17 protein-coding genes are annotated in these 15,620 nt (G+C 33.3%); 7 read left to right on the forward strand and 10 right to left on the reverse strand.

Features of this window, described 5'->3' with window-relative positions; genetic code table 11:
* Positions 1 to 78: 78 nt before the first annotated feature.
* The 3 genes from AABL81_RS11910 to AABL81_RS11920 form a co-directional block, all read right to left on the reverse strand.
* Positions 79 to 744: a VOC family protein gene (locus AABL81_RS11910; RefSeq protein ID WP_341341137.1), complete on the reverse strand. Its 666-nt coding sequence runs from the start codon at positions 742 to 744 to the stop codon at positions 79 to 81.
* A gap of 158 nt (positions 745 to 902) precedes the next feature.
* The gene (locus tag AABL81_RS11915; protein ID WP_341341138.1) at positions 903 to 1,433 is read right to left on the reverse strand and encodes a DUF4252 domain-containing protein; all 531 of its coding nucleotides are present in this window, start codon (positions 1,431 to 1,433) and stop codon (positions 903 to 905) included.
* A gap of 2 nt (positions 1,434 to 1,435) precedes the next feature.
* The gene (locus AABL81_RS11920; protein WP_341341139.1) at positions 1,436 to 1,672 is read right to left on the reverse strand and encodes a hypothetical protein; all 237 of its coding nucleotides are present in this window, start codon (positions 1,670 to 1,672) and stop codon (positions 1,436 to 1,438) included.
* Between the two features lie 199 nt (positions 1,673 to 1,871).
* Here AABL81_RS11920 and AABL81_RS11925 point away from each other — a divergent pair, with 199 nt between their 5' ends.
* From AABL81_RS11925 to dnaB, 7 genes are all read left to right on the forward strand, one after another.
* On the forward strand, positions 1,872 to 3,014 hold the full coding sequence (locus tag AABL81_RS11925) for an ABC transporter substrate-binding protein (protein WP_341341140.1): 1,143 nt from the start codon (positions 1,872 to 1,874) through the stop codon (positions 3,012 to 3,014).
* Between the two features lies 1 nt (position 3,015).
* Positions 3,016 to 4,032 (forward strand): FecCD family ABC transporter permease, encoded by a 1,017-nt coding sequence (locus tag AABL81_RS11930; RefSeq protein ID WP_341341141.1) that lies wholly within the window; start codon positions 3,016 to 3,018, stop codon positions 4,030 to 4,032.
* 85 nt (positions 4,033 to 4,117) lie between these two features.
* Entirely contained in the window at positions 4,118 to 5,248 is a 1,131-nt protein-coding gene (gene tgt / locus AABL81_RS11935) for a tRNA guanosine(34) transglycosylase Tgt (RefSeq protein ID WP_158209225.1), read from the forward strand.
* A gap of 41 nt (positions 5,249 to 5,289) precedes the next feature.
* Positions 5,290 to 6,363 (forward strand): LptF/LptG family permease, encoded by a 1,074-nt coding sequence (locus tag AABL81_RS11940; protein WP_341341142.1) that lies wholly within the window; start codon positions 5,290 to 5,292, stop codon positions 6,361 to 6,363.
* The gene (locus AABL81_RS11945) at positions 6,350 to 7,243 is read left to right on the forward strand and encodes a DMT family transporter (protein WP_158209223.1); all 894 of its coding nucleotides are present in this window, start codon (positions 6,350 to 6,352) and stop codon (positions 7,241 to 7,243) included. Before AABL81_RS11940 ends, AABL81_RS11945 begins: the two co-directional genes overlap by 14 nt.
* Before the next feature lie 63 nt (positions 7,244 to 7,306).
* Positions 7,307 to 8,260 (forward strand): acetyl-CoA carboxylase carboxyltransferase subunit alpha, encoded by a 954-nt coding sequence (locus AABL81_RS11950; RefSeq protein WP_090407450.1) that lies wholly within the window; start codon positions 7,307 to 7,309, stop codon positions 8,258 to 8,260.
* Positions 8,261 to 8,395: 135 nt separating this feature from the next.
* Positions 8,396 to 9,952 (forward strand): replicative DNA helicase, encoded by a 1,557-nt coding sequence (gene dnaB / locus AABL81_RS11955; protein ID WP_341341143.1) that lies wholly within the window; start codon positions 8,396 to 8,398, stop codon positions 9,950 to 9,952.
* Between the two features lie 56 nt (positions 9,953 to 10,008).
* On the opposite strand, the gene AABL81_RS11960 is transcribed toward dnaB, so the two are convergent.
* From AABL81_RS11960 to rsfS, 7 genes are all read right to left on the reverse strand, one after another.
* Positions 10,009 to 10,800, reverse strand: a complete 792-nt coding sequence (locus AABL81_RS11960; protein WP_341341144.1) for a superoxide dismutase — start codon at positions 10,798 to 10,800, stop codon at positions 10,009 to 10,011.
* A complete protein-coding gene (locus AABL81_RS11965; protein WP_158209220.1) occupies positions 10,793 to 11,059 on the reverse strand; it encodes an acyl-CoA-binding protein in 267 nt (88 codons plus the stop codon). The genes AABL81_RS11960 and AABL81_RS11965 overlap by 8 nt, the downstream gene beginning before the upstream one ends.
* Before the next feature lie 3 nt (positions 11,060 to 11,062).
* Positions 11,063 to 11,713 carry a phosphatidylserine decarboxylase family protein gene (locus AABL81_RS11970; RefSeq protein ID WP_158209219.1) on the reverse strand — a complete coding sequence of 217 codons (651 nt, stop codon included), beginning with the start codon at positions 11,711 to 11,713 and terminating at the stop codon, positions 11,063 to 11,065.
* A 3-nt stretch (positions 11,714 to 11,716) separates the two neighbouring features.
* On the reverse strand, positions 11,717 to 12,505 hold the full coding sequence (locus tag AABL81_RS11975; RefSeq protein ID WP_158209218.1) for a phosphatidate cytidylyltransferase: 789 nt from the start codon (positions 12,503 to 12,505) through the stop codon (positions 11,717 to 11,719).
* A 1-nt stretch (position 12,506) separates the two neighbouring features.
* Entirely contained in the window at positions 12,507 to 13,118 is a 612-nt protein-coding gene (locus tag AABL81_RS11980; protein WP_158209217.1) for an LUD domain-containing protein, read from the reverse strand.
* A gap of 114 nt (positions 13,119 to 13,232) precedes the next feature.
* Positions 13,233 to 15,197 carry an ATP-dependent zinc metalloprotease FtsH gene (gene ftsH / locus AABL81_RS11985; RefSeq protein WP_158209216.1) on the reverse strand — a complete coding sequence of 655 codons (1,965 nt, stop codon included), beginning with the start codon at positions 15,195 to 15,197 and terminating at the stop codon, positions 13,233 to 13,235.
* An 18-nt stretch (positions 15,198 to 15,215) separates the two neighbouring features.
* Positions 15,216 to 15,587, reverse strand: a complete 372-nt coding sequence (gene rsfS, locus AABL81_RS11990) for a ribosome silencing factor (protein ID WP_090407460.1) — start codon at positions 15,585 to 15,587, stop codon at positions 15,216 to 15,218.
* Positions 15,588 to 15,620 lie beyond the last annotated feature (33 nt).

Below are 15,620 nucleotides of genomic sequence, written 5' to 3' on the forward strand. Positions count from 1 at the left end.
GCACAACACTTTTAATGTTGGGGTCCTGGGTTCGAGCCCCAGTCGGGTCACAAAAGCTGAGATTTATCTCAGCTTTTTTTATTTATATAGATTTGTACTTTGCAGGTTTACTTCGTTATTATTAATGACTATAGTTATTTTAGCTTGTGACTTTTTGGCTTTAGCTGTAGTTGGATACCAAGCTCTATTTGGTTCTACAAAAATAAGTAGTCCCTCATCATTTCCTAATGCTAAGAATTGATTTGAGGCAACTGCCTTGTCAAATAACGAGAGATTATGAAGTGTTATTAGTTCTTTTGCCTTGTCTAATGCTTTTTCTGAAACCACACCAAACTCACTGATGTTAAGTATTGCAGCTGATGAAAAGGATTTATCTATTAAAATAGGGCTATCTTCTCTTGCTATAAATTCTAAAAGATTACCATTGTTATCATAGAAATATATAGATTCGGCTTTCCATTGTTCAAAATTGGTAATAATGTTATTGGTAGGAGATAAGAGTAGTTTAAATCGTTTCTCTGACCACGTAATCGCTTCGTTTAAGTGGTTGGGTTGAATATTAAATGCGTAGTGATAGATTTCAAGATCATTCGATGTATGAATAAAAGTAAGTTGGCTATCACCAATCTCGAAAGTAATCCTATTCTCTGTTTCTTGAATAATTGAAAAATTTAATGTATTTACATAGAAATCCTTTGTTTGTAGAATGTCATTTGTATAAATTGTAATATGTTGTAATTTCATAATTGTATTTCTTAATTATTACGAAGATATTTTTTAAAATACAATTAGTCGATAGTCCACTTCCTTTTAAATTTATAAGAGAATAGTTTTTATTGATAAGTAGAAGGGAGTGAAAATAAAAAATGCTACCTACATTAATATGTAAATAGCATTCTATCTTATTTTAAAGTTTTTAATGTATTACCAAGGGGTAATTTCATTTTGTTTGTCAATGCTGTTAGTTCGTCTAATGAAAACTGACCAGTAATTAACATAATGATACTTTCTTGTCCATCAACAATTCCTTCGTTGAACATTACTAATTGACTTGCGTTTTTAGAGTTTCCGTCTTTGTCAATATAAATAGTAATCGTAGAATTATTGTCTTTTTTATTTAGCACTTCTTTTAATCCTTGTGCAGAGATGTAATTGTTAACCGTAGTTTTCATCTCAGGTTTTACTTGACTTGCACTTGAGTTGAATACTTTAAGCATAGTCAGTTTTTTGATTAGATTAAAGTAAGCACGTTCTTCATCTGTATTCGCTTCTACTTTAACGTTTGCCATCATTTCAAACATTTTTTTGTTTACGATGACATTGTTTATTTGTTTGTTTTTCTCAAACTTAGCAAAGTCGTCTTGTGCGTAAGTCATTGAAACGCTAAAAAGCGCAAAGAATACTATAGATGTAAAGTGTAGTATTTTATTCATGTTTATTTGTTTTTGACTTTATTAGACTCTAATCCTTCATTAAGGTTTAATGAAAGCTCTGTTAGAATCTTGTAACATTCTTGATAAGCAACCTCTGGATCACTATATGTTCCGTAGTCTGTGTTTTTAATTGTTTGTATTTCTGTTTGTTTTGCTTGTAATAGTAGAGAAACAGTGCTCACTATTGCAATCAAGAAAATAGATAAAATTAATATCTTTTGTAGCGATTTTTTTTTCATAGTCCTTTTAATACAGGTGTAAACCTTGTATAAATGTAAGAAGTTTTTCGGTATTTCCTATTTTTTGTTACATTTCCTTTGTAATGACAAGGGATAGATGAAGGTTTAAACTTTGAACATCACAAGATTAATAGCGGGAGTGAATAGGTTACTATTGCTTAATTATTCTATTTTTGTTTTATCAACCAAATAACGTAGTATGAAAAATATAAAGAATCTTTTTATAGTAGCTTTTTTGTCTATCACTGTTTTCTCTTGTAAAAAGAAGCAAGAGCAAGAAACAATAGTTGCAGCAACAAACGATATTGAATACGCTAACGGATTAGCTATTTATACCTATGATAAGTTTACTGTTGTCAAAGTTTTACAACCTTGGGCAGGGGCTGATAAAGAGTTTACTTATGTTTTATACAAAGAAAACGGATTAGTGGTGCCAGATTCATTGCGCAAGTTTCCGCAAGTAAAAGTGCCGATTGATCGTGTAATAGCAACTTCTACTACTCATTTGCCGTCTTTAGTGGCTTTAGGAGAGGAGCAAACATTGGTTGGTTTTCCTGGTTTAGATTATATTTCTTCTCAACCGATAAGAGATTTAATTAATGCAGGTAGTGTGAAAGAGCTGGGGCAAAATGAACAGATGAATACGGAACTTGCTTTAGATTTAGAGCCAACCGCAATTGTTGCTTTTGCAATGGATGACAATAATGCGGCTCTGCATACAATTCAACAAAGTGGAATACCTGTAATTTACAATGGTGATTGGGTAGAACAGACTCCTTTAGGAAAGGCTGAGTGGATTAAATTATTTGGTGCTTTATATGGGAAAGAGGCAGAAGCTAAGTTGTTTTTTGATAATGTAACAAAGAATTATAATAAGGTATTAGAGCTTGTCAAAGATGTTACAGAATATCCAACTGTGATGAGTGGTGCTATGTATCAAGATGTTTGGTATTTACCACAAGGACAAAGTTGGGTAGCAATGTACTTTAAAGATGCGAAAGCTGACTATCTGTGGAAGGATAGTGAAGGGACAGGAAGTTTATCATTGTCTTTTGAAGCTGTATATGACAAAGCTGCAAAGGCTAAATATTGGGTTAACCCTGCGCAGTTTGAAACATTGGCAGATATGCAACAGGCGAATCCTCATTATGCGCAATTTGACGCTTTTAAAAGTAAAAACGTGTTTTCTTTTGCCCCTAAAAAGGGCGAAAAGGGAGGAAGCGTTTTTTATGAATACGGACCTAATAGACCTGATTTGGTCTTGAAGGATTTAGTCTATATTTTTCATCCAGAGGTTTTAGGAGACGAGTATAAGCCTACTTTTTACGAACAGCTAAAATAGGATGAGTAAGAAAATAGGTATAGGAGGATTATTTGTAGTATTGGCAGTGGTATTTGTAATGAATATTGCTACTGGTAGCATTCACATTCCTTTTTTTAAGGTAGTGCAAATATTGTTTGGAGAGGTTGAGGTAAAAGATACTTGGAAGTATATTGTTCTTAATTATCGCTTACCTAAGGCAGTTGTGGCTGTTTTAGTAGGAGTTGCTCTATCGTTGAGTGGGCTATTAATGCAAACCTTATTTCGCAATCCTATGGCAGAGTCCTATGTATTAGGAATTAGTTCAGGAGCCAGCTTAGGTGTTGCATTTTTGATTTTAGGTTCTGCTTTTTTACCCATTTCATTGGTTCCTATTTTGACTTCATCTTACGGAATAGCGTTAGTGTCTATTTTAGGGAGCTTAGGCCTTTTACTATTAGTTTTACTGATTTCGAATACAGTCAGAAATACAGTAACTGTTTTGATTGTAGGGTTGATGTTTGGTAGTTTTGCCAATGCTGTAGTGAGTATACTGACTTATTTTAGTAGTGCAGAACAATTAAAGCGTTTTACGTTTTGGTCTATGGGGAGTTTGGGCAATTTAACTTGGGATACAATCACTTTATTTGGTTCGGTAGTTTTTATCGGTTTAATAGGGTGTTTGTTTTTAGTGCGCACACTTGATGCTTTGCTTTTAGGAGATAACTATGCCTTATCAATGGGAATAAATATCAGAAATTCTCGCAATATGATAATTTTGGTTACAAGTTTATTGGCAGGAGTATCTACAGCTTTTGTAGGGCCAATTGCCTTTGTAGGTTTAGCCGTGCCTCATATAGCTCGGTTATTGTTAAAAGTGAGTAGCCATCGTTATTTGATTATTTCTACCGCTTTATTAGGAGGAGTATTGATGTTGTTATGTGATATATTGACACAAATAAAGGGAGAGTCGTTTTTATTGCCAATTAATGCAGTTACCTCTATATTTGGAGCACCAATAGTTATATGGTTATTATTGAGGAATAAAGTACAGTCTTAATGACTTTTGAATAAATAGAAAAATAAATTAAAATTTATAAGCATCCATTGTTTTGCTTTATCTTTGCCAGTTGTAAATAATTAATATGAAGTTCGACTTATTACATACAGACGCTAATTCTCGTGCTCGTGCCGGGAAAGTTACGCTTGACCACGGTGTTATTGAAACGCCAATTTTTATGCCAGTAGGAACTGTTGCTTCGGTAAAAGGAGTTCACCAAAGAGAGCTTAAAGAAGAGGTAAATCCAGATATTATTCTTGGAAATACATACCATCTTTATTTAAGACCTAAAATGGAGATTCTTAAACAAGCCGGAGGATTACACAAGTTTATGAACTGGGATCGTAATATTTTAACGGATAGTGGTGGATTTCAAGTTTATTCTCTTTCTGGAAATCGTAAGATTAAAGAAGAGGGAGTTAAGTTTAAATCTCATATCGATGGTTCTTACCATTTCTTCTCTCCAGAGAGTGTTATGGAAGTTCAAAGAACAATTGGTGCAGATATCATTATGGCATTTGACGAATGTACGCCTTATCCTTGTGATTATAGATATGCAAAAAGATCTATGCATCGTACACACCGTTGGTTAGACAGATGTGTTGATCACTTGGCTAAAGTACCTGAAATGTATGGGTATTCTCAAACGTTATTTCCAATTGTACAAGGAAGTACATTTAAAGATTTGAGACAGCAGTCAGCAGAGTATATTGCTAATGTTGGAGCTGCCGGAAATGCTATTGGAGGATTATCAGTAGGAGAACCAGCGGAGGAAATGTATGCAATGACTGAGTTGGTAACTGATATTTTACCAAAAGAAAAACCTCGTTATTTAATGGGGGTTGGAACGCCAATTAATATTTTAGAGAATATTGCTTTAGGAGTAGATATGTTTGACTGTGTTATGCCGACGCGTAATGCACGTAACGGAATGTTGTTTACTGCAAATGGTACTATCAATATGAAAAACAAGAAGTGGGAAAATGATTTTTCACCGATTGATGAAAATGGGTACACTTGGGTAGATACAGAATATTCAAAAGCATATTTACGTCACTTGTTTGCTGCGAATGAGTCTTTAGGGAAGCAAATCGCAACAATTCACAATTTAGGTTTCTATATGTGGTTAGTACGCGAAGCACGTCGTCAGATTTTAGCTGGTACTTTCACAGAGTGGAAAAACAAAATGGTAAAACAATTAGGACAACGTTTATAAACGTTATTTAAAATATTTTAAGAGCATCAAATTAGATTCGTATGAAGATTATAGACTGGTATATACTTAAAAGGTATTTGGCAACATTTTTTGTAATGTTATTACTTTTTGTACCGATTGGAATCGTTATTGATGTCTCTGAGAAAATCAACAAGATGTTAGCAAATAAAGTACCGGTTTCGGCGATACTATTGTATTACCTTGACTTTACAATTTACTTTGCTAACATGTTGTTTCCTATTTTCCTGTTTATATCTATTATTTGGTTTACTTCAAAACTGGCAAATAATACAGAGATTGTAGCTATTCTTAGTTCGGGTATTTCTTTTACTCGTTTTTTAAGACCTTATATAGTAGGAGCTACATTTGTTTCTTTATTTGCGTTAGTTATGTCTGTTTTTATTGTTCCAAAGGCAAGCCAGGGCTATAACGATTTTAGATATAAATACCTTAAACGAGATGAGGTTCGCGAGAGTCAGAATGTTTATAGACAGATTAGTGCGAATGAGTTTATCTACGTAAGTAACTTTAATTATAATTCAAAAACAGGTTATAACTTCTCAATGGAGGTTTTTGACGAGAATAAATTAGTGTCAAAAACGACAGCAAACCGTATTGTTTGGAATCCAGAAACAGAGAATTATACGTTGTATGATTATTTTAAAAGAGATGTAGGAGAAGGAGAAGATCAGCTTGAAAAGGCAGAGCAAAAAGATATGACGTTAGATTTTGATATTGACGATTTAACGCCTGTAGTTTATGCTGCTGAAACAATGCAATTGGGACCACTGAAACGTTTTATTGAAAAAGAACAGATGCGAGGGTCTTCTAATATCAATACCTATCTTGTAGTATTGTATAAAAAATATAGTATTCCTGTTTCTGCATTTATCTTAACGATTATTGCTGTATCTGTATCTTCAATGAAGAGAAGAGGAGGAATGGGGGTTAACTTAGCAATTGGTATTGCTTTAGCCTTTATCTATGTGTTTTTTGACAAAATATTTGGTACGCTTGCAGAGGCGTCAAGTATTCCTCCATTATTTGCAGTTTGGTTTCCGAATATAGTATTTGGTGTTTTAGCAATCTTTTTGTTACGCAATGCTCGCAGATAATATAAAAAGTTACATCTATCTTCATATAATCGTTTTTATATGGGGATTCACAGCAATTTTAGGGCATTTAATTACCTTAGAAGCGTTGCCATTAGTTTGGTATCGTATTTTAATAGCTGTCGTTACTTTAGGGATCATGTTTTTGTTTAAAAGACAAACGCTTCAAGCTTCAAAAGGAAAGATACTTCAGTTTTTTGGAGCAGGATTAGTCATTGCGTTGCATTGGTTGACATTCTTTTGGGCAATTAAAGTTTCTAATATTTCTGTTACATTAGCTTGTTTATCCACAGGAGCTTTTTTTGCTTCTATATTGGAACCAATCTTTTTTAAACGAAGAATAATTGGATACGAAGTATTGTTTGGCTTTATCGTTATCTGTGCCTTAGCTTTAATATTTAGTGTAAGTGGAGAGTATGTAGAGGGGATAGTTTTAGGATTGTCATCTGCTTGTTTGTCAGCTACTTTTTCAATCATTAATAGCAAGTTAGTTAAACATACAGCAGCACCAATTATCACATTTTATGAGATGTTAGGAGGTCTGCTAATACTATCAGTATTTCTTCTTTTTACAGGGAGTTTTACAAGTGAATTTTTTACAGTAAGTTTGACGGATTGGTTTTGGCTTTTCATTTTAGGAGTTTTTTGTACAGCATTTGCTTTCTTAGGCTCTGTTTATATAATGAAGTTTTTAACGCCATTTACCGTGATGTTGACTATTAATTTAGAACCCGTTTATGGTATTTTATTAGCGGTTTTATTGTTTAAGGATAGTGAAAAAATGAACTCCGAATTTTATGTTGGAGCCTTATTAATACTGAGTACTGTTGTGTTAAATGCAATAGTAAAAAATAGAAAAAAGAGAAAACTTAGTCTCAAATAGCTTATCTATTCGAGGATTGTTTTATCTTTGTAATTCGTAATTGAAATTAAAACTTAATCATAAATGGAATATTTAGATTTTGAACTTCCAATTAAAGAGCTTGAAGAGCAGTTGGGTAAATGTACGTTGATAGGAGAGGAATCTGATGTTGATGTATCAGCGACTTGCAAACAAATTGAGAAGAAATTAGAAGAAACCAAAAAGAGCATATATAAGAATCTAACGGCTTGGCAAAGAGTTCAATTGTCAAGACACCCAAATAGACCTTATACTATGGACTATATCAAAGCGTTATGTGGAGATACATTTTTAGAACTTTTCGGAGATAGAAATGTAAAAGACGATAAAGCAATGGTAGGTGGTTTAGGTAAAATCGGTGATCAAAGTTTTATGTTCGTTGGTCAACAAAAAGGTTACAACACTAAAACGAGACAGTTTAGAAACTTCGGAATGGCAAATCCTGAAGGATATAGAAAAGCTCTACGTTTAATGCAAATGGCAGAGAAATTCAATATTCCAATCGTTGCTTTGATTGATACTCCTGGAGCATATCCTGGTTTAGAAGCAGAGGAAAGAGGACAAGGAGAAGCTATTGCACGTAATATTTTCGAAATGTTCCGTATTAAAGTGCCAATCATCTGTATTATTGTAGGTGAAGGTGCTTCAGGAGGAGCTTTAGGAATTGGTGTAGGAGACAAAGTAACGATGCTTGAAAATACTTGGTATTCTGTTATTTCACCAGAGTCATGTTCTTCAATTTTATGGAGAAGCTGGGAATATAAAGAGCAAGCAGCAGAGTCTTTAAAATTAACTTCTTTTGATATGAAGAAAAATAAGTTAGTTGACGATATTATTAAAGAACCTCTTGGAGGAGCTCATACTAATAGAGAAGAGACTTTTGCAAGTGTTAAGAAATACATTGTAGACACTTATGCTTCTTTACAGAAAGTACCAACAGAAAAGCTTTTAGCTAATCGTATGGAGAAATATTTTGAAATGGGAGAATACAGAGACTAATTCAAAATTTAGATAATAAAACTGAATCCGAGACATTGTCTCGGATTTTTTATTTTAATACCCTGACTATATAATTAACTATTTGATTTATATATTTGGGTTGAGTAATACTTAAAAAAGGTGTAATTTTGCGATATGGAGCAAGCTAAAGATTTTAGACCAATGAAGTCTTTTTCTAAGGAGATCGTATCTCTGGAAAAAGGAAAGTTACCACCTCAAGCAGTTGATTTAGAGGAGGCTGTATTGGGTGCAATGATGATTGATAAAAAAGGTATTGATGAGGTAATTGATATTTTACAGCCAGATGCTTTTTATAAAGATGCTCATAAGCATATTTTTGAAGCGATTGATCAGTTATTCGTAGGTAACCAACCTATTGACTTGTTAACTGTTTCTACGCAACTTCGTAAAAATGGAAAACTTGATTTAGTAGGAGGGGATTACTATTTGGTTAGCTTAACTCAGAAAATCACGTCTTCTGCGCATATTGAATTTCACTCACGTATTATTTTACAGAAGTTCATTCAGAGAAGTTTAATTCGCATTTCAAATGAAATTATTGAGAATGCATACGACGAGACAAGTGATGTGTTTGATTTATTAGATCAAGCAGAGTCTAAGTTGTATGAAGTTACTCAAGGAAATATTAAAAAGAGTTCGGAGACAGCTCAGTCTCTTGTTGCTCAGGCAAAAAAGAGAATTGAAGAAATTAGTACAAAAGAGGGGTTAAGTGGGCTTCCAACAGGATTCCATAAACTTGATGCACTTACATCTGGATGGCAACCAAGTGACTTGATCATTATTGCTGCTCGTCCTGGTATGGGTAAGACAGCTTTTGTCTTGTCTATGGCACGTAATATCGCGATTGATTCAGGAGCTGGTGTAGCTGTGTTTTCATTAGAGATGTCTTCTGTACAGTTGATTACTCGTTTGATTTCATCTGAAACAGGTCTTTCATCAGAAAAACTACGTACAGGTAAATTAGAAAAGCACGAGTGGGAACAATTAAACGTGAAGGTAAAGGACTTAGAACGTGCACCTTTGTTTATTGATGATACGCCTTCATTGTCTATTTTCGATTTACGTGCAAAAGCAAGACGTTTAGCTTCACAACACGGTATTAAGTTGATTATTATTGACTATTTGCAGTTAATGACTGCAGGAGGTAATTCTAAAGGAGGAGGAAACCGTGAGCAAGAGATTTCTACTATTTCACGTACTTTGAAAGCATTAGCAAAAGAGCTTGATGTTCCTGTTATTGCCTTATCTCAGTTATCGCGTGCTGTGGAAACGCGTGGTACGTCAAAAAGACCATTATTATCCGATTTAAGGGAGTCTGGGGCGATTGAGCAAGATGCGGATATCGTATCGTTTATTTATCGACCAGAGTACTATAAAATTGAAGAATGGGATGATGAAGAAAGAAGTCCAACTGCAGGACAAGCTGAATTTATTGTGGCAAAACACAGAAATGGTGGATTAGATAACATAAGACTGAAGTTCTTAGGACAATTTGGTAAGTTTGATAATCTTGAGGAAGATAGTTTTGGAACAGGTTTTATTTCATCAGCAATGAATGAAGAAGCGAACCAAGGTTACGGGCAAAACCTAACTAATACTCTCCCTCCAGCTTCACAAGTATTTAATAGTCCAGCGAACAATAATTTTAACGATGATGATGTTCCTTTTTAAAAAGGAGTAATTATAATAGACTAAAAAAGGCAGATATCATATGATATCTGCCTTTTTTAGTTTGCTTCTGTTGATTCTACATCAACTATAAATTCTTTATTTGCTGTATCCCAATTGAAATACTTATAACAAGTTTCAATGTAAGATTTTTTGTCATTTTTATAAGTGTCAAAATAAGCATGCTCCCATAAATCTATTCCTAATAAAGGTTTACCTAATTGCAATTCAGGCATATTAGGACTATCATTGTTTAATGTGGTTACAACACTTAATTTTCCATTAGGTAAAATAGTAAGCCATATCCAACCTGATCCAACTAAAGCATTTCCTTTATTAACGAATTCGCTTTTTAATTCGTTTATTGAGCCAAAAGATTCAACAATCAGTTTAGCTAAGGTTTCATTCGGTTTACTTTCACTTTTTGGATTAATTGATTGCCAAAAAATATTGTGATTGTAATAAGCACCAGAAAAGTTTTTCAAATTAGAGTATCTACTATCGATACGCGTTATTAAAGTACTTATATCATCTTTTTCAAAAGGAGTTCCGTGTACGGCTGTATTTAGTCGATTTGCATAGTCTAAATGAACTTTGTCAAAATGAATGAAAGCAGTTTCAGGTTTTACTATAACTTCAAAATCATTGAAGTTATATGGTAATCCACGCATTTCAAAAGGACCTTGCTTAGTTTTGATAGTAGCAGGATCGGGGAAATCACTTTTCTGAATATTAAAAGCTTCTCTTTCTGGTATTTCAACTTCTGTTAGGTCGTTTTTATGTCCACAAGAAGAAAATAACAATAAGTTAGAACAAAATAAAATTGCAATATTTCGTTTAAGCTTAATCATTTTTAAATATCTCTTTAGCTATTTTAATATACTCCTCTTTAGCTTCAGTCATTGATAAATGACTTACTTGTGTCCACGCATTAAACTTAAAGGCCTTTTTAATGTCAAATGACATTTCTTCAAAGTCTTTATGACTTAATCCGTTTGTTGCTTGTTTGTAATAGGCATATATGCGTAACATTACATCAGCAGGAAGGTTTTTAGCTTCCTCTGAAATACGTTTATATGCTTCTTTAAATTCTATATCTAAATTGCTCATTATTTATTTTTGTGCAATTACTGTTTTATTTCCAACTGCTTTTTGATCTAAAGCTACTTCAATTTTTGTTCCAATAGGGAAGTATAAATCTACTCTTGAGCCAAATTTAATAAATCCAGCATCAGTACCTTGAACGACTTTCATACCTGGCTTAGCATAATTTACAATACGTCTTGCTAAAGCACCAGCGATTTGTCTATACATAATTTCTCCAAATACTGGGTTTTCTACTACAACAGTAGTGCGTTCGTTTTCTTCACTTGCTTTAGGATGCCAAGCAACTAAATATTTACCAGCGTGGTATTGACTGTATTTAATTAATCCACTCAGCCCATAACGCGTTACGTGTACGTTTAAAGGAGACATAAAGATAGAAACCATAAGTCTTTTTTCCTTAAAATATTCTGGTTCGTACACCTCTTCAATTACAACTACTTTTCCATCAACAGGTGCTAAAACAGTATTGTCATTTGGAGTAACACTTCTATTAGGGTTTCTGAAAAATTGAAGTATTAAGATTAAGAATATAAGTACAATTGATTGTACGATCATTCTTATCCAGTCGATATCAATTAATACATCAGCTAAAACGACTAATCCTACAGCTACTACTAATGAGTAAAAAATAATTTTCGTTCCTTCTTTGTGAAACATAGGTTATAATATTTGATAAATTAAATACAAAAATGGTGCTACAAATATAACACTGTCAAGGCGATCTAATATACCACCATGACCTGGCATTATTGAACCGCTATCTTTGACACCAGCTTCTCTTTTGAAGTGTGATTCTACTAAATCACCAATGGTTCCAAAAATGCTGACAAAAATAGCACTACTTATCCAAACTATCATACTAAAAAAGTCAAAAAATTGACTTAATATGATACTTGCTATGATACTGAACACTAAACCACCTACAAAACCCTCAATAGTTTTCTTTGGTGAAATTCTTTCAAATAGTTTATTTCTCCCAATTTTCTTTCCAACGATATAGGCAAATGTATCATTTGTCCATATTAAAATCATCATTCCAATTATAATATTAGGGGTATATTCACCTCTAACGAAAGGTAGATATAATATAGCTGTAAAAGTTGCTATAATGTAACCTAAAAAGATTATGATTTTAATAGGGAATGATCTATTAGGTTTTCGTGTAGTGAATAATTCCGCTAATAAGGCTAATAAGATTACTACAGCAAAGATTGCGATAGCATTTATAGGCATAATATCTCTGTCCCAAAACACACACGAAATAGCTATTAAAGCTATTATCATAGATAAGGACTTAGGTAACTTTATAAGTTTTGCAAATTCAAAAGAAGCAACAAACATAAAGAAACCGAAAAGGATTTCAAAAGTAAGGGGAGAGTATAGAGTTGCTCCTATCAATAGCGCAATGTAGATTACACCTGATATTGCACGAGTAACTGATTCTGACATATTATAAATCTTCTAAAAGTAATAGGTATAAATTTTTAGGCGATCTACCATAGCTAAGGAAATCCGCTTCAACAGGTGCTTCTTTAAAGCAGTTGAAGGCTGTGATATTGCTTGGTAGTGCACTTCCGTATTTTCGTTTTATTTCTCGCAGGCCATCACTTTTAGTTCTTGTTATTTGACTTGTTTTAGCTATTATAATCAAGTTTAAAGGTAAATGGTGTGCTTTGTTATCTTTTAATTGTTTACCAGAGAATAGTATAGAGCCATCTTCAGCAATTAAACTCTCGCACGTAGAGAAAAAGAATGTAGGTTGTTTAACGTTGATATACTTAACGTTATTTTCATCTAAAAGAGGATATAACTGTGTTTCATAGCTTAATGCTTCTGTTTCAAACCAGTCATTTTCTAAAAGTATATTTACAAAAGTTTCTGTTAAATCTTCATTTGATTCACAATAAAGAAACTTTCCACCATTTTCTTTAAAATTAACAGTAAATAGTTCATCTACCGGCATCTTCTCCTCTGGAAGATACTGACTTCTTTCTGGAGTAGACTGCTCTACTTCAGGAACTGAAGGCTGAAAAACTTTAATTAATTTCTTTAAAAAATTCATGTCAACTTTACTCCGATGAAATAATTTGGTTATAAGTATTCAAAGATAAAAAAAATCTTAACTTAAAGTTGCCTTTAGGTTAAGATTTTTAGTATTTGTGCTTTATGTAGAAGATTATTCTTCTGTTTGCTCGGGTTTGTTTTCTTCTGAGATATTTATTTCAACTGCACCTTCTTTGTCAAATGGGCGTTTACCAAATATATCTTCTAAGTCTTGTTTAAAGATTACTTCTTTTTCACAAAGTAAATCAGCTAATTGAATTAACTTTTCTCTGTTTTGAGATAAGATAGATTGTGCACGTTCGTACTGTCCTTCAATTAAAGATGAAATCTCTTGGTCAATGATTCTTGCAGTTTCTTCAGAATATGGTTTACCAAAACCGTATTCATTTTGTCCTGATGAATCATAGTAAGTAATATTTCCTAATTTTTCATTCAATCCGTAGATGGTAACCATTGCTTTTGCTTGTTTAGTTACTTTCTCTAAGTCGCTTAATGCACCAGTTGATATTTTATCAAAGATAATTTTTTCAGCAGCACGTCCTCCCATTGTAGCACACATCTCGTCTAACATTTGTTCTGTTCTAACGATCTGTCTTTCCGCAGGTAAGTACCAAGCAGCACCTAAACTTTGTCCACGAGGAACGATTGTTACTTTTACTAATGGAGCAGCATGTTCACACATCCAACTTACAGTAGCGTGTCCAGCCTCATGAATAGCGATAGCATATTTTTCTTCTGGAGAGATAATTTTGTTTTTCTTTTCTAAACCACCAATGATACGGTCAACTGCATCAAGGAAATCTTGCATATCAACTTGCTTTTTGTCTTTACGAGCAGCAGTTAATGCAGCCTCATTACAAACATTGGCAATATCAGCACCAGAGAATCCTGGAGTTTGTTTAGATAAGAAATCAATATCTAAGTTATCTACTTTTTTAATGTTTCTTAAGTGAACGTTGAAGATAGCCTCACGTTCTTTAACGTCTGGTAGATCAACATAAATTTGTCTGTCAAAACGTCCTGCTCTTAAAAGAGCTTTATCCAATATTTCAGCACGGTTAGTTGCAGCTAATACAATAACATTAGTATTAGAACCAAAACCATCCATTTCTGTTAATAATTGGTTTAATGTGTTTTCTCTTTCGTCGTTTGAACCAGAGAAGTTGCTTTTACCACGTGCACGACCAACAGCATCAATCTCATCAATAAAGATAATTGAAGGAGATTTTTCTTTCGCTTGTTTAAACAAGTCTCTTACACGAGAAGCACCAACTCCTACAAACATTTCAACGAAGTCAGAACCAGAAAGTGAAAAGAAAGGAACTTTCGCTTCACCTGCAACCGCTTTCGCTAATAATGTCTTACCAGTACCTGGAGGTCCTACTAAAAGAGCTCCTTTTGGAATTTTACCTCCAATAGAAGTATATTTTTCTGGGTTTTTAAGAAATTCTACAATTTCTACAATTTCTTCTTTAGCCCCTTCCAATCCTGCAACATCTTTAAAGCTTACTCTGATGTCGTTTTTCTCATCAAAAAGTTTTGCTTTAGATTTACCAATCGAAAAGATTTGGCCACCGCCACCAGCGCCACCGCCACCAGACATTCTTCTCATCATAAATAACCAGAAACCTATGATGATAACAATCGGCAAGAAGCTAATTAATAAGTCTCCCCAATTACTGTCAGGTTCTGATTTATATTCTACTAATTTATCTTCACTTTTAGCTTTGTCAAGCTTCGTTTGAAAAATCTCAGAATTACCAATGTCAGTTAGGAATTGTGGTCCTGTGTTTCCTTTACCAAGGATACTTTTCTTTTGTAAATCTTTGAATTCCTCTTGTTGTAACGCTTCTTCAGTTAAATAAACTTTTGCTACTGTGCGATTGAAATCAACTTTTTCTACATATCCCTGTTCTAAATAGTCATATAATTTTGATAAACCCAATTGTCTTGAGTCTCCAAAATTACTTCCATTAGTCAGGAAGTTAATTACAAGAATAATCACTAAGAGACTTCCATAAAGTATCCAAGGATTAAATCTTGATTTTTTTGGATTAGGTTTCATATTATCAGACATGAAAAATAATTTTAGTGATTAATATTGGCTTTCAACAGTGGTGATTTTAGCATCTCCCCATAGACTTTCGATGTTATAGTATTCACGTATATGTTTTTGAAATACATGAACTACAACATTTACATAATCCATTAATATCCACTCTGCTTGTACTTCACCTTCAATATGCCAAGGTTTGTCGTGAAGTTCTTTTGATACTATTTTTTGTGTAGCACCAGCTATGGCATTGACTTGTGTGTTTGAATTTCCCTCACAAATAATGAAATAATCACAAGGAGTATTGTCAATCTCTCTTAAGTCTAATATTTTAATGTTCTCTCCTTTAACTGATTCAATTCCTTTGATAATGTTTGCGATCAATTCGTCGTTGTTGATATTCTTGTCTGCCATTTATTTTATTTCTTATTTATTCGCGATTAAATG

Source organism: Myroides sp. C1519 (genome assembly GCF_038039755.1).
Lineage (GTDB): Bacteria > Bacteroidota > Bacteroidia > Flavobacteriales > Flavobacteriaceae > Flavobacterium > Flavobacterium phaeum_A.